Source organism: Carboxydocella sporoproducens DSM 16521 (assembly GCF_900167165.1).
Lineage (GTDB): Bacteria > Bacillota.
Window position 1 is genome coordinate 1 of sequence record NZ_FUXM01000014.1, and the last position, 18660, is coordinate 18660.

Consider the following 18660-nt stretch of genomic DNA (forward strand, 5'->3'; position numbering starts at 1 on the left):
AGCAATGGCGATAGGGCGAATTCGGGAAAATCAGGCAGAGAAGATGCGGAGCCTGGTAGCTTAAAAAGGAGAAGAAAAGCATCTCTAATATGGGCAAAAAGTTACAGGCCGGATGATTAAGAAGTCATTTTAGGGCTAGTGGGATTAGTGCGCCCTTTTTTAGGATTTAAAAAAAGAGAGATACCATTATCCTTGCTAAAGAACTGAATGATAATGTTTAAAAAAAATTATTTATAATATTTTTAGCAATTTTCATTCTGAAAAAGGGTACATCGCAAAAAGCATTTTAAAGAAATAAGATTGACAGCGAATTATTCCTTGAGTAAAATAGGGTTTGTCAGTCGGGGCGTAGCTCAGTTTGGTAGAGCGCCATCTTGGGGTGGTGGAGGTCGCTGGTTCAAGTCCAGTCGCTCCGACCAGTACAGTGAAACCTAACCCGGTAAATTGTTACCGGGCTTTATTTTTTGTCAGCATTAGAACTGGCCTGTAATTTATAGAAAATAATAGATTGAGCGAGATATTTTAATATATTGAAAAACAAAAACGGATAATGAAAAATTTCCAATCTTGCATTATTTTTTTTCTGTAGTGCTATAATATAGCTGTGTGTTAGCACTCGATGTTGATGAGTGCTAACAAAAAATAATACATAAGGAGGGGTAACATATATGCTGAAACCCTTAGGTGATCGGGTTGTTCTGAAACTGATTGAACAAGAACAAAGAACAGAAAGCGGGATTGTGTTGCCGGACACCGCTAAAGAGAAGCCGCAACAGGGAGAAGTGGTGGCTGTTGGCAGTGGTCGGATTTTGGATAACGGCCAGCGAGTAGAACTGGAGGTTAAAGTTGGGGACAAGGTAATCTTCTCCAAATACGCTGGTACTGAAGTCAAAGTTGATGGCGAAGAATACTTGATTGTCAATGAAAGAGATATTCTGGCTATTCTCTAATATTTACGAGGAGGGGATAATCAGATGGCAGCAAAAATGATCGTTTTCAATTCTGATGCCAGAAAAGCTCTGGAAAGAGGCGTGAACACCCTGGCTGATGCTGTAAAAGTCACTCTCGGTCCACGGGGCCGTAATGTGGTGCTGGAACGGAAATTTGGTTCTCCCTTGATCACTAACGATGGCGTAACCATTGCCAAGGAAATCGAATTGAAGGATCCCTTTGAAAACATGGGGGCCCAGCTGGTAAAAGAAGTAGCCAGCAAAACCAATGATGTAGCTGGCGACGGTACTACCACTGCTACCGTATTGGCTCAAGCCATTATCCGGGAAGGGATGAAAAACGTTGCTGCTGGCGCTAACCCTATCCTGTTGAAGCGGGGAATTGAAAAAGCTGTTGATGCCGCTGTTGCAGAAATCAAGAAACTGGCTAAGCCAATTGAAGGCAAGGAAGCCATCGCTCAAGTAGCAACTATTTCTTCTGCTGATGAAGAAATTGGTCGCCTCATCGCTGATGCTATGGAAAAAGTAGGTAAAGACGGAGTTATTACCGTTGAAGAATCCAAGAGCATGGGCACTTCTCTGGAAGTTGTCGAAGGGATGAACTTTGACAGAGGTTACATCTCTGCCTACATGGTAACCGACACAGAGAAAATGGAAGCCGTGCTGGAAGATCCCTATATCCTGATTACCGATAAGAAGATTTCTGCGATTAAGGATATTTTGCCTGTGCTGGAAGCTGTTATCCGTACCGGCAAACCGCTGTTGATTGTGGCTGAGGATATGGAAGGGGAAGCCCTGGCAACGATTGTGGTCAACAAGCTGCGCGGTGTTCTCAACTGTGTAGCTGTTAAGGCTCCTGCTTTTGGCGATCGGCGCAAGGCCATGCTGGAAGATATTGCTATCCTGACTGGTGGCCAGGTGATTTCTGAAGAGCTGGGCCGCAAGCTGGATAGCGTTACCCTGGATATGCTGGGCCGGGCTCGTCAGGTACGGGTCAAGAAGGAAGAAACCATCATTGTTGATGGTGCTGGCTCTGCTGATGCAATCAAAGGCCGGATTGCCCAGATTAAGAAGCAGTATGAAGAGGCTACTTCCGAATATGATAAGGAAAAGCTGCAAGAGCGTCTGGCCAAACTGGCTGGCGGCGTAGCAGTTATCAAAGTCGGTGCTGCTACTGAAACCGAAATGAAGGAGAAGAAACTGCGTATTGAAGATGCTCTCAATGCTACCCGGGCCGCTGTGGAAGAAGGGATCGTTCCTGGTGGCGGTACCTGCTTCATCAATATCATTCCGGCCCTGGATGCTGTTCAGGCAGAAGGGGATGAATACACCGGAGTTCAAATCATCAAGCGGGCTCTGGAGGAACCGCTCCGTCAGATTGCCAATAATGCCGGGGTAGAAGGTTCTGTAGTTGTAGAAAAAGTCAAGGCCAGCGAAGTTGGTATCGGCTTCAACGCTGCTACCCTGGAATACATGGATATGATTGCGGCGGGTATTGTTGACCCGGCAAAGGTTACCAGAAGCGCGTTACAAAATGCTGCTTCCATTTCCGCTCTGTTGCTGACCACTGAAGCTGTAGTTGCGGAAAAGCCGGAGAAAAAGGATACCCCGGCAATGCCTGGCGGCATGGATGATATGATGTAATTAGCTTGACAGCTGAAAAAAACTGTTGATAAAATATATACTAATTAAATAGCTTCTCGCCACTTTTGGTGAGAAGCTTTTTCTTATCATTATTCAGTCTGCAGGTTGGCAGGACGGTAGGTTAGGAGGAGAAAAAATGCGAGTAGGGGTTCTAGGTCCAGAAGGTACATTTTCACAAATGGCTGCCGAACAATACGCCAGGCGCCGGCATCTGAATTTTCAATTCTTTTATTTTCCAGACCTTGCCCGGGTAATGAAAGCTCTGGTACAGGATCAGGTGGAACTGGCGATTGTACCGGTGGAAAATTCCCAGGAAGGTTCTTTATCTACTACCCTGGATTTTCTTTTATGGCAGGATGGAGTGCAAATCCAGGATGAAGAAGTTCTGGCTGTCCGGCACTGGCTCTGGGGTAAGCCTGGCACCAGACTAGACCAAATTTCCGCTGTGCTTTCTCATCATCAGGCCCTGGCCCAATGTCAGGGCTGGCTTAATCGCCGCCTTCCCCAGGCGATTAAGGTGCTAACTACCAGTACCAGTGAAGCCTGTGCGAAAGTGGCAAAATCAGAAGAAAGTCTGGCAGCTATTGCGGCGCCGGTAGCAGGGGCTGCCTATGGTCTGGAAGCACTGGCGGAAGATCTCCAGGATAATAAGAATAACGCTACCCGCTTCCTGGTGCTGGGAAAAGGAAGTCAGAGTTTAAGACCTCAGCCGGGGGAAAAGTGGAAAACTTCCATAGCTTTTGGGACCCCGCATGAACCAGGGGCATTATATCGAGCTCTTGAGCCGTTGGCCAGGCAGGGTTTGAATTTGTGCAAAATTGAGTCCCGGCCGGCCAAGCGCAAACTGGGGGAATATATTTTTCTGGTGGATATTGAAGGCTGTAGTCTGGAACCAGGCCCGGTTTCCCAGGGGCTAATAGAATTAATGGGTCGAGCAGCCTGGGTGAAAATGCTTGGCTGCTATCCGGCTGCTCCAGGGGGTGGAGAAGATGAATGAGCGCCGTCTGGAGGAATTGCGCAGAGAAATTGATAAAGTGGATGAAGCTATCATTGAGTTGCTTGGGCGCAGATTGAAACTGGCCCGGGAGATTGGTCTGATAAAAGGGCACAATCGAAAAATTCGTGACTTGCGCCGGGAGCAGCGGGTGCTGGAACGGGTCAAGTTACAGGCCAGCTTACAGCAGTTTTCCCCGGAAGTGGCAGAAAAAATTTATCGCATACTGATGGACTATTTTGTCAGTCAACAGGAAGAACTGCTGCGTCAGCAGCGACGGCCTTAGGAGGATTAAGATGGCATGGTATCGTACTACCTGTCCGCTCAACTGTTTTGACAGTTGCGGGATACTGGTGGAGATAATTGATGGCAAAATCAATAATTTTAAAGGGGATCCGGCTCATCCTATTACCAGGGGATTTATCTGTAGCAAAGGGCAAAAGGCTATTAAAAGGCATTTTAGCCCGGACCGCCTTTTGTACCCATTAATAAAATCAAAAAAAGGTTTCGAGAAAATCGACTGGGAGTCCGCTCTTGCCCTCTGGGCAGAAAAAATCGAGCAGGCTCAATCCGATTATGGGCCTACTTCTTTGTTGCATATAAATGATTATGGCCACAATGGGCGCCTGAAAAATCTGGAACACAGATTTTTTCGGGCCTTAGGAGGTTATACTGTACCCACTGGTAGTATGTGCTGGGGCAGTGGTTATCAGGCCCAGAAGGAGGATTTTGGAGCCCTTTATTCCCACCCCTGGCTGGATTGCTGCCAGAGTAGACATATTGTGCTCTGGGGTCGGGACCCGGCTTTTACCAACATTCACCTGATTCCGATTTTAAAAGAGGCTCAGCAAGGTGGAGCCAGGATTGTTGTTATTAATCCTGTCAAAACTTTAACTGCCGATCTGGCTGACCTATTACTTCAACCCAGGCCTGGAACCGATGGCGCTCTGGCATTAGGGGCACTCCATGTTTTACTGTCTGAAGGCTGGTATGATGCTGAATTTGTGGCTCAACGCGTTAATGGTTTTGAAGGACTGGCAAAGGTAGCAGTCAACTGGACACCAGAGCGTACCCAGGAAGTAACAGGGGTACCGGCGGAGCTGGTGCGGGAACTGGCTCGTATTTATGGTAGAGGCCGACCGGTAGCCACTTTTTTTGGTTATGGTTTACAGCGTTATGCCAATGGCGGTCAGACGGTTCGCTATATTGATGCTCTCTGTGGTTTGTCTGGCAATATCGGTATCAGTGGTGGAGGGGCTAATTATGCCCATCAGTACTGGCAGGGGTTGCTGAATGACATTAAAGGGGAAAATATCTTTGCAGAAGTGCGGGAGTTTTCCTTCCCTACCCTGGCCCAGGAGATATTATCTGCTCAGCCCCCTATTCAGGTTATATCAGTAGCCAGGACCAATCCGGTTTGCCAGCTGCCCAATACCAGTGAAGTGCTGAGGGCCTGGCGGCAGGTTCCTTTCAAAGTAGTAATGGATTTGCAATTAACCGATACAGCAGAGCAAGCTGACCTGGTTTTACCGGTAGCCGGATTTCTAGAAACGCCTGATGTGATCGCCACTTCCTGGGGGGATTATATCGGCGCAGTGCCGGCTCTTATCTCACCTCCTGATACTGTAAAAGATGAGGTGGAAATCTGGACAGAACTGGCCCGTCGGCTGAACAAACTCTCTGTTTTTGGTGAAAGAACAGCAATGGAGTGGATTCACTGGTTACTGGAGCCACTCCGGCCTTATGGAATTACCTGGGATAAATTGATTTCCGAAGGTGCCTGTATATGTCCGGTTATGCCGCAGGTAGCCTGGGCGGAGCGGAAATTCGCTACCGCAAATGGCAAGATGAATCTGATTAACGAAGAATGGCAATCTCCCCGGTATTATCAGGATCCGGAGGAATTTCCACTGGTCCTGCTTACTCCCCATCCCAAAGGGCAGTTACACTCCCAGTTCTTTCGGGAAAGAGAGGATGCTCAGGAGGCATCTCTGCCACTGGTAGAGATTAATCCTGCTGAAGCCCAAAAACGGTATGTGCGCAATTACGATCAGGTTATTATTGAGACCGGTTATGGTCAACTGGTAGCCAGGGTTTCCCTGACGGAAAGGGTTCCGACCGGTATAGCCCTTTTGCCCGAAGGCTGGTGGCTCAAGGATGGGGGAGGAGTAAACTGGCTTACCCCCGCTTTCGCTCCTGATTTAGGGGGCGGGATTCCTTATTATGATGTAAAATGTGAAATTCGCAAATGGCATATAGATTAGGAATTTATCACTCCCCTGTCTCATATAGCTGTTAACAGAGACAGGGGGGTATTTTTTATGTCCAGAGTTATTGAGCTTTATGAAAAACATTTGAATCCATCCTTAACCCGCTTACAGCGCTTGCTAGGTTTGGATCTGGTAGAAAAGGCAGCCAGGGGCTGTTGGATTTTTACCGAGGATAACCGGGCCTTTCTGGATTTTCTCGGCGGATATGGAGTTTTTTCTCTTGGTCACTGTCATCCCAGGGTAATAGCAGCTGTTAAAGAACAGATGGAGCGTTTGCCGCTGGGAAGCAAAATGTTCTGTCACGAACCAGCAGCTTTATTGGCAGAAAAAATCTGTGCCACTCTTCCGCCGGTCCTGAACAAAGTCTTCTTTTGTAATTCCGGGGCTGAAGCTATTGAGGGAGCTTTGAAAATAGCCCGGCTGGCAACAGGTAGAAAGAAGATTGTGGCGATGCAAAATGGATTTCATGGTAAGACCCTGGGGGCCTTAAGTGTAACCGGGCGGGATATCTACCGGGAGCCCTGTATGCCTTTACTGCCGGAAGTTTACCATATACCATTTAATGACCTGGCCAGAGCCGTTGAGGTCATTGACAGAAAAACAGCGGCGGTAGTGCTGGAGATAGTCCAGGGCGAAGGGGGAATGAGGGTAGCAGACTTCTGGTATTTGCGGGAACTGGCAAGTCACTGTCGGAGCCAGGGAGCCCTTTTAATCATAGATGAGGTACAGACTGGATTGGGAAGAACTGGAACCTTCTGGGCATTTGAGCAGGCTGGTGTCCTGCCGGATTTGATCACCAGTGCCAAAGCCCTGGGGGGTGGGGTATTACCAGCAGGAGCCATTCTGGCCCGGGAAGAAATCTGGCAGATATTTGAGGAAAATCCTTTAATTCATACTTCGACTTTCGGGGGGAATCCTCTGGCCTGTGTTGCAGGGATAGCCACTCTGCAGGTTATTGAAGAAGAAGGACTGGTAGAGAGCGCGGCAGTATTAGGTCAAAGGTTAAAAACAAACTTGTTACAGTTGACAGCAGGATTTGCACAGATCATTAAAGAGGTAAGGGGCTTGGGGCTAATGCTGGGACTGGAGCTGGTAGATGAAGGGTTTGGGGGGTATCTGATCCAGGCCCTGCTCAACAGGGGAGTACTGGTAGGTACTACTTTAAATAACACCAGGGTTATCAGGCTGGAACCGCCATTAATTATATCCAATGAAGAAATTAATCTCTTCTTGCAGATATTGGAGGAAAGCCTCAATGAGGTGGTAAAGGAGGTGGAAGAAGATGCCTAAGATAAGAGTTTCCAAATGGGTGGCTGCTCCTAAAGCTGTTGTTTTTCCATTAGCTGCGGCGATGGAGGATTATCCCAAGTTTATGCGCAATGTAAAAGAAGTTAGGATTATCAACCGGGAGCATAACTATGCCATTTCCGCCTGGAAAACAGAAGTAGATGGCAGAATGATTTGCTGGCTGGAAGAAGATCGTTTTTATCCGGAACAGGGGCAGATTGATTATAAGCTCATCAGTGGGGATTTAAAAAAGTTTGAAGGCAGCTGGGTTATTGAAGACAAAGATGGCGGCTCCCTGGTCAGTCTAACTGTGGATTTTGAACTGGGGGTTCCGGCACTGGCACCATTATTAAACCCTATATTAAGTAAAAAAACAAAAGAAAACTGCTTAGCTATGCTGGAGGGAATAGCCGGATATGTGAACCGGCTCTAGTCCCTCTTTTTTCTGCTTTCTTTTTGTGGTATGATTTAGGGCAAGAAAATGGAATGGAGTGTAATAGGAATGAACAGGATTCTCTATGTGGTACGGCCGGTAGCAGGCGGGATGGCTGAACACATCCGCTCCCTAATTCAAGGGCTAGATACAAAATGGGAGATAGTCCTGGCGGGTCCACCACAGCTAAAAATAGAAGGAAAAACAATTACTTATTTGCCCCTGAAAATCTCCGCCAGCCTTAATCCCTGGGCTGATTGGCCGGCGGTTTATCAACTGCGCCGGTATTTACAGGAGAAAAAATTTGATCTTATCCATGCTCATGGAGCTAAAGCCGGTCTGATCAGTCGGCTGGCAGCGATGGGATCAAAAACACCGGTGCTGATCACGGCCCACAATCTGATACTGGCAGGCTCTGTGAAAGGCTGGAAAGGCATGGTTTATAAAGTGCTGGAGCGTGTTCTGGCTGGCAGGACAACTGCGTATATTGCCGTTTCCCGGGCTATTGCCAGGGAATTAGAGCAGCTTGGCGCCAGGCGGGAGCAAATTCATATAATTTATAACGGTATAGATACCAGTTTTTTTTCCCGGTTTCCTTTCACTCCATCTCAAGCCCGAGCAGCACTGGGTATTTCTCAGGAGGCAAAAATAATTGGTTCGGTAGCGCGGTTTGCTCCTCAAAAAGGATTAAATTATTTTGTTGAAATGGCAGAACTTATGGCCAGAGAAAGGGAAGACTTGTTATTTTTGCTGGTAGGGGACGGGCCATTAAAACCCCAGCTGGAGGAACAAGTAAAAATAAGCGGCTTGTCAAAAAGATTTGTGTTTACAGGACATGTTGAAGATATCCGGCCCTATTTAAGGGCAATCGATGTTTTTGTCTTACCTTCGCTTTCGGAGGGGATGGGAATATCCCTGCTGGAGGCGGCAGCGGCTGGCTTACCGATGGTGGCAACTAACGCTGGCGGGATACCGGAAGTAATTACCGATGGCCGGGAGGGCTGGCTGGTACCGGTGGCAGATAGCAGGGCGCTGGCAGCAAAAGTAGGCTGGGTGCTGGATAATTTAAATCTGGCCCAGCAGATAGCATTAGCAGCTAAACAAAAGATTGAAACTCAGTTTTCACTAGCTGGAATGATAAAGGCAACAGAATCAGTTTATCAAAAAATTATAAGTGAGGGGAAAAGAAATTGAGCAAGCGGATTTGGCTTTTTCTTTTGCTTTGTTTGGGCCTGGTTCTAAATCCGACATTGGCTGTATCTGCGGAGAGGCCCAAAGTGGTGGTATTGATTCTGGATCACCTGAGCCTGCAGGACTGGCAAAGCGAAAATTTGCCCAATCTGCAGAAGCTGATGGCGCAAGGAGCGCTGGGATTGATGAATACTCCGGTGGCCCAGGGTTATCCACGTTCAGCTAACAGCACCATGTTGACAATAGGGGCGGGAACCCGACTGGGTACGGATCTGACTACAGAGCTGGCCCTGGATAGTAATGAAACCTGGCTGAATGAGCGAGCTTTTGATTTGTACCGGCAACGAATGGGCTATCACCCTACGGGACAGATATCCGTATTATCAGTTCCCCAGTTACTGAATTTGGCTGCTAAATTACCTTATCTCAATCAACCGGGAGCCCTGGGAGAAACTATACACCGTCAACAATTGCGGACAGCCTTAATCGGTGATCGGGATCGGGATTTGCCTTTTCGACCGGCGGCTTTATTTGCCATGGATGCAAAAGGGCAAATAGATTTTGGGGCTGTGGGGAGCCGGATTACTACCATTGATCCGGAACGGCCTTTTTCTAAAAAAATTGATGTTGCTAAAACTAAAAAAGTTTTAAAACAAGTTTGGAATGTAGCGGATTTAATCATAATTGACTGGGGGGATTTAGGTCGGCTTGAAGCTGCCAGAAACATGATGCTGCCTGAATGGTGGCAGGCCCAGCGCAAACAAGTACTACAAGAAGCTGATAGCTTCCTTGGTCAATTATATCAGCTGTGTGCAGAAGAAAAAGCTTATTTGCTAATAATAAGTCCTACACCATCAGCCAAGGCCCTGGAAGAAGACCGGACAGCTGCCCCTTTGCTGCTAGTTGGGCCGGGGATAAAGCAGGGCTGGCTTTTCAGCCCTACAACCAAGCGCGAGGGGCTGGTAGCCAATATAGATGTGGCTCCTGCTATTTTACAACTCTTGCATCTGGACAAGCCGGAAGTGATGCTGGGACAGGCTTTTAAAGCAACAGGCAATGGCAAGAAGCCGGAGGATTTAATCCGGCAGGAGGAAAGGATGGTTGCGGTGTTCCAGGCTCGGCCGCCCCTGGCCCGTGGCTATGCCTTCTGGGAACTGGTTGTTTTGTTGCTAGCACTGGTTTCGGTATTTTTGCATCGGCCACGTCCTAAAACGATGGGGCAAATTCTGCTGGCCTTTGCGGCGGTTCCGGCTGTTTTTCTCCTCTTACCTCTGTTACCGGTCCAGAGTCTTCCGGTTTTATTAGGTGTTACTATTCTGGCCACCTTTGTCTTAACTGTGGTTTTGTTGCCCCTGCGCAAAGTCCATATCTTGTTACCTTTTGCTATGCTTTTTCTATTTACCGTTTCTGTGATTGTAATCGATACTGTCATGGGTAATCCGCTGATGAAACAGAGTGTGCTGGGGTATGACTTTCTGGTAGGTGCCCGTTATTATGGGATTGGCAACGAGTATGAAGGTGTAATTTTGGGGGCAAGCATAGTTGGGGTTGCTATTCTGGCCGAAATCTGGTCAAAACAGCAGCGACTACTGGGCTGGGTGATTGCAGTTGTTTTTGCTGGTATAACGTATTTACTGGCAGCTCCCGGCCTGGGTAGTGATGTGGGTGGAGCTATTGCAGCCGTAGGGGGCTTCATCTGGACCTGGTTACTCTTACAGGGCAAGCAGATAAGATGGCGGCAAATATTCGGTATTGGTCTGGCTACCATCTTGCTTCTAGTCCTGTTCTTTTACTGGGACTGGCAGCGGCCCCCGGAATTGCAGACGCATATGGGGCGAACGATGGCTCTTGTTGTTGACCAGGGCTGGAAGGCCCTCTTTGATATATTCCAGCGCAAACTGGCCATGAATTATAAATTGATCGTTGGCGTCACAGTCTGGGCCCGGGTCTTTTTAGGGGCACTCCTGGTTCTGACCATTCTATTTTATCGGCCGGTTGGGGTGATGAAGAGAATCAGGCAGACATACCCTGTATTGTTCCGCGGTTTAAGCGGGGCGATGGTAGCGGTGCTGCTGGTACTGATAGTAAATGATTCCGGGATCGTTGCAGCCGCTACGGCCATGATTTATTTGTCATCACCCTTACTTTATCTAGTGCTAAATGAACTAAATGGGAGGCGGGGGTTATGAAAAAGTATGGAAAAATCAGGTTGACAAATGGTAAAGTGAGTTATGCTGTCTGGTTAAAGGATGGGCAGATCGGATTGTTGTCTGAACCGCCCTGGGTCAATGACAACAAGATAATCGAGGTAATACCGGATACAGGAGATATCCATTTGCTGGCTCCCTGTAACCCGAGCAAAATCATTTGTGTTGGGCTTAATTATCGCCAGCATGCAGCTGAGCTGGATATGCAATTACCGCCGGAGCCTGTTATTTTCTTAAAACCGCCGTCAGCAGTGATTGGACCTGGTGATATTATACGATATCCTGAACAAAGTCAACGGGTAGATTATGAGGGGGAACTGGCAGTAGTTATCGGGCATGAGTGTAAGAAAATCGATACTAAAGCCGCCTCCCGGTATATTTTTGGTTACACCTGTGCTAATGATGTTACCGCCAGAGATTTACAACAAAAAGACGGCCAGTGGACCCGGGCCAAGTCTTTCGACACATTTTTGCCCTTAGGACCGTATATTATAAAGGATATCGACTGGCGGGACCGTACCATCAGGACAACCCTGAATGGACAGATTAAACAGGAAGCGAAAACGGATATGTTAATTCATAGCGTTGAAGCCCTGGTGTCATACGTATCACAGGTTATGACTCTTTATCCCGGGGATGTAATCCTGACCGGTACTCCTGAGGGGGTAGGGCCGATGCTGAGGGGGGATGAGGTTTCAGTAGAGATAGAAGGGCTTGGTATATTAATAAACAAAGTTGAATAAAAAATTTTTATTGACATCCGGGGAAAATGTGCTATTATTTAATTTGATTGGATTCCGAAAAGCGCCTGGAGGTGGGATCGGTTTCCAAAAAAATGTTTAAAGGAGGATGAGATGTTAAATGAACGCTTTGGGTCGTCACATCTTGGCTGAAATTTATGGATGCAAATTTGATATTCTGAACGATGTAAAGAAAGTTGAGCAAATTATGGTTCAAGCTGCTCTTGAAGCAGGTGCCGAAGTACGGGAGTTTGTGTTCCATAAATTCAGCCCCCAGGGTGTTAGTGGAGTTGTTGTGATTTCTGAATCCCATTTAGCCATTCATACCTGGCCTGAACTGGGGTATGCGGCAGTAGATGTCTTTACCTGCGGAGAAAAAGTTGATCCCTGGGATGCTTGCAATTATCTGGCTGAGCAATTCGGCGCAGAGCAAGTGGAAGCCAAAGAAACCAAACGAGGGATCATCGATTCCATTCTTCCGCAGAAGGCCGCTGCCAATCTGTAGGAGGGATATTTATTAGTACTGACCGACGACGTCAAAAAGGTTAGTATAAGCCTTGACAGCCTGGAAGAGGTTGCAAGGCTTATATTTTTTTGCTTTTCTGTTTTCAAAAAAGAGGAATTATTCTGACAATGTAGAATTACTTTTTTGATAGAGATGGGAGGGGAGAAGATGGATAAACTGATTCAGGTCGCAAGACAGTGTTATCAATGTGGAAAATGCAGTGCGGGCTGTCCGGTTCAATTTGCCATGGACATACCACCCAACCAGGTTATGCGTTTGTTGCAGAGAGGCCTGGTGGATGAAGTTCTCACTGCCAAATCCATCTGGGTTTGTGCCAGCTGTAATACCTGTACCACCCGTTGTTTGCGGGGCATTGATATCGCTGCCACCATGGATGAATTGAGGAGGCTATCATTAAAAAGAGGTATGGCAAATCGGTTTGGGCGCAATGCCAATATATTCCACGATGTCTTTCTGGGCTCAGTACGGCGTTTTGGCAGGTTGTATGAACTGGGGCTGGCCATCCAGCTAAATTTAAAAACAGGCAACCTGTTTAAGGATGCCCAATACGGCTGGCCTATGTTCAGTAAAGGAAAACTGAAACTTTTCCCTGAATCGATCAATGGTCTGAACCAGATCAATAAAATCTATCAGGCTGCACGCGAGATGGGAGATGATATCTAATGGCCAATTATGCATACTATCCTGGTTGCAGCTTACACGCGACTGCCAGGGATTTTGACCTTTCCACAAAAGCTGTGGCTCAAAAACTGAATATGAGGTTAATCGACATTCCCGACTGGAATTGCTGTGGAGCTTCATCTGCTCATAATAGAGGTCATTTTCTGGCAGCAGCTATTCCAGGCCGGAATCTTTTTCTAGCTCAAAAAGTGGCTGGGGATATTGTTGTCCCTTGTGCTGCCTGTTATCAGCGGTTGCAGACGGCCAGACATGAGCTACAGCATTCTGAAAAGGCAAGAGAAAAAATGGAAGAAATTATGGGCTATTCCTATGATCCGACCATCAAAGTAAAAAATATAATCGAGGCTGTGAGTGAAAATATTGAGAAAGGTCAGTTAGTCCGCAATCTGGCCGGATTGAAGGTTGTTTGCTATTACGGCTGTTTGCTGGTAAAACCCCCTGGTATCACAGGATATGATCATCCGGAAAATCCAATGTCTATGGATAACATACTGGCTTCAATCGGTGCCCAGGTTCTGCCTTACCCTTATAAAACAGAATGCTGCGGCGGTTCACTGCCTTTTTATCAGGAAGGGGTACACGAAAAGTTAATTTATGATATTCTCCGTATTGCCTGGGATGCGGGGGCAGAGGCGATTGTTACCGCATGCCCTCTCTGTATGTCGAACCTGGATATGCGGCAAAAGGAAAGCAAAAAATATGGTGATTTACCGGACATTCCAGTATTTTATTTAACCGAGCTAGTAGGGCTGGCTCTGGGTTGTAAAAGCAATGAGCTCGGACTGGAAAAGCATTTTATAGATCCACTGCCTTTGTTGCAAAGATACAACTTACTTGCATAGCACCTTTAAGAAAGGTTATAATATACGCAAACATTACAAAAGCCCGTTGCAGGGCTTTTTCCTTTGTTTTTAGATTCCTGCCTTCAGGCAGGAAAAGTGGATTTGGCCACGAATATATTAAAGGTTACAAATTTTACTGAGGAGGTTTGTCGATGGCCGCTGAGGTACTGGAAGCTGTTGCAGGTGATTTAGAAGAGGTGGAAAAGATTATTGGACGATATCTTAAGGTTCGTTCCGGCCATCTAACTGATTTTGCCCACCTGGAAGCCGATGGGTATGAACGCTGGCTCCGGCCTGCAGCGGTTTTGTTGATAAGCCGTATTTTCGGGTATAAAGGGCAGAAAGCTCCCGCTTTGGCAGCAGTTGTTCAATTGATTTATCTGGCAGCAAGGATTCATCGACAGGTACCTGATACTCATCCTGCGGGAGAGGAGATAGATCCCCGGGATGGTACCCAGCTGCCGGTTTTAGTAGGGGACTACCTCTATGGACGCTTTTTTACTACCCTTTGTGAGGCTGATTTGCTGGAATTTCTAGGGCCGTTGGCAGACATTATTCGGAAAATAAACGAGGCGGCTGTGCTTCGATTACAGGGCCACCAGCTGGACTGGCCGGAAGAAGAAAAGGAGCTACTGGCCGGGGGCTGCCGACTGGCATCCAGGCTGGCCCGGGTTGATTCCAGCCGGGAAGAGGAAGCCTATCAGCTGGGGTTGGCTCTGGCCCGAAAAGATGAGTGGCAGGCTCTTAAGATTATTGCCAGCTGGCCGGAGTGCCAGGAAAAACAGGATTTAACCTGGTTGATCAACTGGTATTGTAATGCAGAAAACCAATTATTGATGGAAAGGAGATAATCAATGGGTTATCGGGATTTGCGACATTTCATTGAGGCATTAGAACAAAAAGGCTGGCTAAAGAGGATTACCACAGAAGTGGATCCCATTCTGGAAATTACCGAAATTACAGATCGAGTTTCTAAAGCCTATGGACCTGCTCTTTTGTTTGAAAATGTCAAAGGTTCGGACATGCCGGTTCTGATTAATGCTTTCGGAACTTTTGAAAGAATGAACCTGGCTTTAGAAGTAAACAATCTGGATGAAATAGGACAGGAAATTCTTACTTTTTTGCAACCGCCGGAAGTTCCAACTAGCTTTTTCGACAAATTGAAAGCATTGCCGAAAGTTGCTCAAATCGCGAATTTTATGCCTAAAATTGTTAAGACTGGTCCGGTTAAAGAAGTGATTCTTAAAGGGGACGAAATCGATATTACCAAATTCCCCATTCTCAAATGCTGGCCGGGGGATGGGGGGCGGTTTATTACTTTGCCCCTCGTCTTCACCAAAGATCCGGAAACAGGGAAACGCAATGTAGGCATGTACCGGATGCAAGTATATGACGGTCGGACTACCGGTATGCACTGGCATCTACATAAGCATGGTGCTGAGCATTATCGGGCCCACAAGCGCCGTGGGGATCGGAAAATGGAAGTAGCAGTGGCACTGGGGGCTGACCCGGCTACTATTTATGCTGCTACCGCTCCGCTGCCAGCCGGGGTGGATGAGATGTTTTTTGCCGGGTTCCTGCGTAAAGAGCCAGTAGAACTGGTGAAATGCGAAACCGTTGACCTGGAAGTACCTGCCCTTGCTGAAATTGTGCTGGAAGGTTATGTTGATCTGGATGAATTGCGCTGGGAAGGACCCTTTGGGGATCATACCGGTTACTATTCTCTGGCTGACTATTATCCGGTCTTCCATATTAATTGTGTTACAATGAGAAAGAAACCCATTTATCCTACTACTATCGTTGGTAAACCACCGATGGAAGATTGTTATCTGGGGAAAGCAACAGAAAGAATCTTTTTGCCCCTCTTGAAACTTCAGTTGCCGGAAATAGTGGATATGAACTTGCCTTTAGAAGGGGTTTTCCATAACTGTGCCATTGTTTCCATTCGCAAAAGCTATCCTGGCCATGCCAAAAAGGTAATGCATGCTCTCTGGGGCATGGGACAAATGATGTTTACCAAACTCATAATCGTTGTGGATGAACATGTTAACCCACACAATGTTTCCGAAGTCATGTGGAAGGTTTTCAATAATATCGATGCCAAAAGGGATGTAGTAATGGTCGAAGGACCCCTTGATATCCTGGACCACGCTTCGCCTCTTCCAAATTACGGAACTAAAATGGGGATCGATGCAACCAAGAAGTGGCCCAGTGAAGGTCATACCAGGGAATGGCCGGATGATATTGAAATGAGCCCGGAAATCAAGGAACTGGTCGACAGGAAGTGGAAGAGTTATGGCATCGACTAATCTGATGGCTAAAGTAAAAATTTTTGCTGAAATGATTAAATTTGAACATACTATTTTCGCTTTACCCTTTGCCTATCTAGGAGCCTTTCTGGCAGTCGGTGGAGCACCGACCTTGAGTCAGTTTCTCTGGATAACCCTGGCCATGGTCGGTGCCCGCACCGCCGCCATGTCTTTAAACCGTATCATAGATCGACACATAGATGCCCGTAATCCCCGCACAGCTACCCGGGCGATTCCCAGAGGTCTGTTATCGGTTGGTGAAGTCTGGGTTTATACGCTCCTTTCTTTTTTGCTAATGGGGTACGCTGCAGCTCAGCTGAATGAGTTGTGTTTTAAGCTTATGCCGATTGCTATTTTCTTTCTGGTCATTTATTCTTATACGAAACGGTTTACCTGGCTTTGTCATTTGGTACTGGGTATAGCCATTGGCCTGGCACCGCTGGGAGCCTGGGTTGCTATTAGAGCTGCTATTGAGTTACCAGGGGTTGTACTTGGCCTGGCGGTTGCCACCTGGATCGCTGGTTTTGATATTATCTACGCCTGTCAGGATTATGAATTTGACCGTACCCATGGCATTTACTCCATTCCTGCCCGGTTTGGCCTTGCTAAAGCGCTGTTAGTCGCCCGTGTCATGCATGCTTTAACGGTTGTATTGCTGGTGTTGACCGGGGTACTGGTGGCAGCAGGATGGATATATTACTTGGGGGTACTTATTACTGTTGGCATACTAATTAAGGAACACTCTCTGGTATCTCCCCGGGATCTTTCTAAACTGGATATCGCTTTTTTCAATATGAATGGTATTATCGCTGTTCTAATGTTTGTTTTTACTTTACTGGACCTGTTTCTCAGGTAAGGAGGATTTTATGGGCTCATTCGTAGTCGCAATTACGGGGGCCAGTGGAGCTCCTTATGGGGTAAGGTTGCTCCAGGCTTTGGCTGAACTGGGCTGGGATGTGGATTTGACTATTACCGGTCCGGGTTTTCTGGTACTACAAGATGAACTGGGCTGGCAGCTAGATGCTGACAGTCCCCAGCTCGAGGGAGCAATAAAGGCATATTTAAACTGGCCTCAAAGCAGGCGTCTTACCTACTATCACTGGCAGGATATCAGTGGTCGCCTGGCCAGTGGTTCATATCGTACCCAGGGCATGATTATCATCCCCTGTACCATGTCCACCTTGTCAGGAATTGCTACTGGCCGTTCCAGCAATCTGGTAGAACGGGCGGCAGATGTAATGTTAAAGGAAGGAAGACCACTGGTATTAGTGCCAAGGGAGACGCCATTGAATCAAATTCATCTGGAAAATATGCTGAAATTGTCCCAAATGGGAGTGAAAATAGTACCGGCAATGCCAGCTTTTTATCAACGCCCACAGACAATTGATGATATGGTGAATTTTGTGGTCGGACGTGTGCTGGATATTCTGGGAATAGAACATCAGCTGTACAGACGCTGGTCTGGACAAATTGGAGGGGAAACTGATGCAGGAATTGTTTCGTGATAGTGACCTCTATGATATCGTTGAAAAAGTAGTAAAAGGAGAAAGATTAAGCCGGGAAGATGGGATACGGCTTTATCAATCGAATGACCTGTTAACCATTGGCTACATGGCTGACCTGGTCAGGAAAAGGAAAAATGGTAACAGGGCCTATTTTATTGTCAACCGTCATATTAATCACACCAATATCTGCAAAGTACGTTGCAAATTCTGTGCCTTTGGCAGAGACAAGGATGATCCTAAAGCCTACTTACTGCCCCTGGAGGTTATTGAGGCTAAAGCCAGGGAAGTAGTAGACATGGGAGTAACTGAGGTCCATATTGTTGGCGGTTGCCATCCCGATCTGCGTCTGGAGTATGCCGAAGAAATGTTGCGGAGAGTGCACCGGATTTTACCGGGTGTTCATCTTCAGGCTTTTACCGCCGTTGAAATTGACCATTTTGCTGAACAGGAAGGGATAACGGTTGAAGAGGTCCTGCGTCGCCTGCAGGCGGCTGGACTGGGCTCTTTGCCTGGAGGTGGAGCGGAAATCTTTTCTCCCAGGGTTAGAGAAAAGGTTTGTGAGAAAAAAATCAGTGGGGAACGCTGGCTAGAAGTCCATGCTACCGCCCATAAAATTGGGATGAGGTCAAATGCTACTATGCTCTATGGCCACATCGAAACCATTGAAGAACGGGTAGATCATATGCTGCGCCTGCGGGAAGTTCAAGACCAAACCGGCGGTTTCATGACCTTTATTCCCCTGGCTTTTCATCCCAAACATACTCAGATGGAAAATGTTATTACTACCCGTACCACCGGTTTTGATGACCTTAAAACACTGGCTATCGGCCGGTTATTGCTGGATAACTTTGACCATATCAAGGCTTTCTGGATTATGATCGGCCCGAAAGTTGCCCAGGTTTCACTGGCCTTTGGTGTGGACGATTTGGATGGAACTGTGGTAGAAGAAAGAATTACTCATGATGCAGGAGCGGATACCAGTCAGTCCATGACACGGGCGGAAATAGTCAAGTTGATCAGGGATGCCGGCTTTGTTCCGGTGGAAAGAGATACGCTCTATAATGTAGTCAGGGAGGGTTAA

General features: G+C 47.1%; 18 protein-coding genes and 1 tRNA gene. All 19 read left to right on the forward strand.

Annotated elements, in window-relative coordinates; all coding sequences use genetic code 11:
* The first annotated feature begins 342 nt into the window (after nt 1-342).
* Nucleotides 343-419 (forward strand) — tRNA-Pro (locus tag B5D20_RS06795).
* A 249-nt stretch (nt 420-668) separates the two neighbouring features.
* Nucleotides 669-950 carry a co-chaperone GroES gene (groES, locus tag B5D20_RS06800; RefSeq protein WP_078665482.1) on the forward strand — a complete coding sequence of 94 codons (282 nt, stop codon included), beginning with the start codon at nt 669-671 and terminating at the stop codon, nt 948-950.
* A 24-nt stretch (nt 951-974) separates the two neighbouring features.
* Entirely contained in the window at nt 975-2594 is a 1620-nt protein-coding gene (groL, locus tag B5D20_RS06805; protein WP_078665483.1) for a chaperonin GroEL, read from the forward strand.
* Nucleotides 2595-2730: 136 nt separating this feature from the next.
* Nucleotides 2731-3591, forward strand: a complete 861-nt coding sequence (gene pheA / locus B5D20_RS06810) for a prephenate dehydratase (RefSeq protein ID WP_078665484.1) — start codon at nt 2731-2733, stop codon at nt 3589-3591.
* Nucleotides 3584-3874: a chorismate mutase gene (locus B5D20_RS06815; protein ID WP_078665485.1), complete on the forward strand. Its 291-nt coding sequence runs from the start codon at nt 3584-3586 to the stop codon at nt 3872-3874. Before pheA ends, B5D20_RS06815 begins: the two co-directional genes overlap by 8 nt.
* Before the next feature lie 10 nt (nt 3875-3884).
* Entirely contained in the window at nt 3885-5852 is a 1968-nt protein-coding gene (locus B5D20_RS06820; protein ID WP_078665486.1) for a molybdopterin-containing oxidoreductase family protein, read from the forward strand.
* Nucleotides 5853-5909: 57 nt separating this feature from the next.
* A complete protein-coding gene (locus tag B5D20_RS06825; protein WP_078665487.1) occupies nt 5910-7148 on the forward strand; it encodes an aspartate aminotransferase family protein in 1239 nt (412 codons plus the stop codon).
* Nucleotides 7141-7578, forward strand: coding sequence for a type II toxin-antitoxin system RatA family toxin (locus B5D20_RS06830; RefSeq protein WP_078665488.1), 438 nt, complete (start codon nt 7141-7143; stop codon nt 7576-7578). Before B5D20_RS06825 ends, B5D20_RS06830 begins: the two co-directional genes overlap by 8 nt.
* A gap of 69 nt (nt 7579-7647) precedes the next feature.
* Nucleotides 7648-8772, forward strand: a complete 1125-nt coding sequence (locus B5D20_RS06835; RefSeq protein WP_159071859.1) for a glycosyltransferase family 4 protein — start codon at nt 7648-7650, stop codon at nt 8770-8772.
* Nucleotides 8769-10958, forward strand: coding sequence for a hypothetical protein (locus B5D20_RS06840; protein ID WP_078665490.1), 2190 nt, complete (start codon nt 8769-8771; stop codon nt 10956-10958). Before B5D20_RS06835 ends, B5D20_RS06840 begins: the two co-directional genes overlap by 4 nt.
* The gene (locus B5D20_RS06845) at nt 10955-11719 is read left to right on the forward strand and encodes a fumarylacetoacetate hydrolase family protein (RefSeq protein WP_078665491.1); all 765 of its coding nucleotides are present in this window, start codon (nt 10955-10957) and stop codon (nt 11717-11719) included. The genes B5D20_RS06840 and B5D20_RS06845 overlap by 4 nt, the downstream gene beginning before the upstream one ends.
* Before the next feature lie 118 nt (nt 11720-11837).
* Nucleotides 11838-12221 carry an adenosylmethionine decarboxylase gene (gene speD, locus B5D20_RS06850; protein WP_078665492.1) on the forward strand — a complete coding sequence of 128 codons (384 nt, stop codon included), beginning with the start codon at nt 11838-11840 and terminating at the stop codon, nt 12219-12221.
* 168 nt (nt 12222-12389) lie between these two features.
* Entirely contained in the window at nt 12390-12905 is a 516-nt protein-coding gene (locus B5D20_RS06855) for a 4Fe-4S dicluster domain-containing protein (protein WP_242946628.1), read from the forward strand.
* The gene (locus B5D20_RS06860) at nt 12905-13765 is read left to right on the forward strand and encodes a CoB--CoM heterodisulfide reductase iron-sulfur subunit B family protein (protein WP_078665493.1); all 861 of its coding nucleotides are present in this window, start codon (nt 12905-12907) and stop codon (nt 13763-13765) included. Before B5D20_RS06855 ends, B5D20_RS06860 begins: the two co-directional genes overlap by 1 nt.
* Before the next feature lie 152 nt (nt 13766-13917).
* Nucleotides 13918-14616 carry an isoprenoid biosynthesis enzyme family protein gene (locus B5D20_RS06865; RefSeq protein ID WP_078665494.1) on the forward strand — a complete coding sequence of 233 codons (699 nt, stop codon included), beginning with the start codon at nt 13918-13920 and terminating at the stop codon, nt 14614-14616.
* A gap of 3 nt (nt 14617-14619) precedes the next feature.
* The gene (locus tag B5D20_RS06870) at nt 14620-16074 is read left to right on the forward strand and encodes a menaquinone biosynthesis decarboxylase (RefSeq protein ID WP_078665495.1); all 1455 of its coding nucleotides are present in this window, start codon (nt 14620-14622) and stop codon (nt 16072-16074) included.
* Nucleotides 16061-16930: a UbiA-like polyprenyltransferase gene (locus B5D20_RS06875; protein WP_423230532.1), complete on the forward strand. Its 870-nt coding sequence runs from the start codon at nt 16061-16063 to the stop codon at nt 16928-16930. Before B5D20_RS06870 ends, B5D20_RS06875 begins: the two co-directional genes overlap by 14 nt.
* Nucleotides 16931-16940: 10 nt before the next feature.
* Nucleotides 16941-17579 (forward strand): UbiX family flavin prenyltransferase, encoded by a 639-nt coding sequence (locus tag B5D20_RS06880; RefSeq protein WP_078665496.1) that lies wholly within the window; start codon nt 16941-16943, stop codon nt 17577-17579.
* Nucleotides 17560-18660 carry an aminofutalosine synthase MqnE gene (gene mqnE / locus B5D20_RS06885; protein WP_078665497.1) on the forward strand — a complete coding sequence of 367 codons (1101 nt, stop codon included), beginning with the start codon at nt 17560-17562 and terminating at the stop codon, nt 18658-18660. The genes B5D20_RS06880 and mqnE overlap by 20 nt, the downstream gene beginning before the upstream one ends.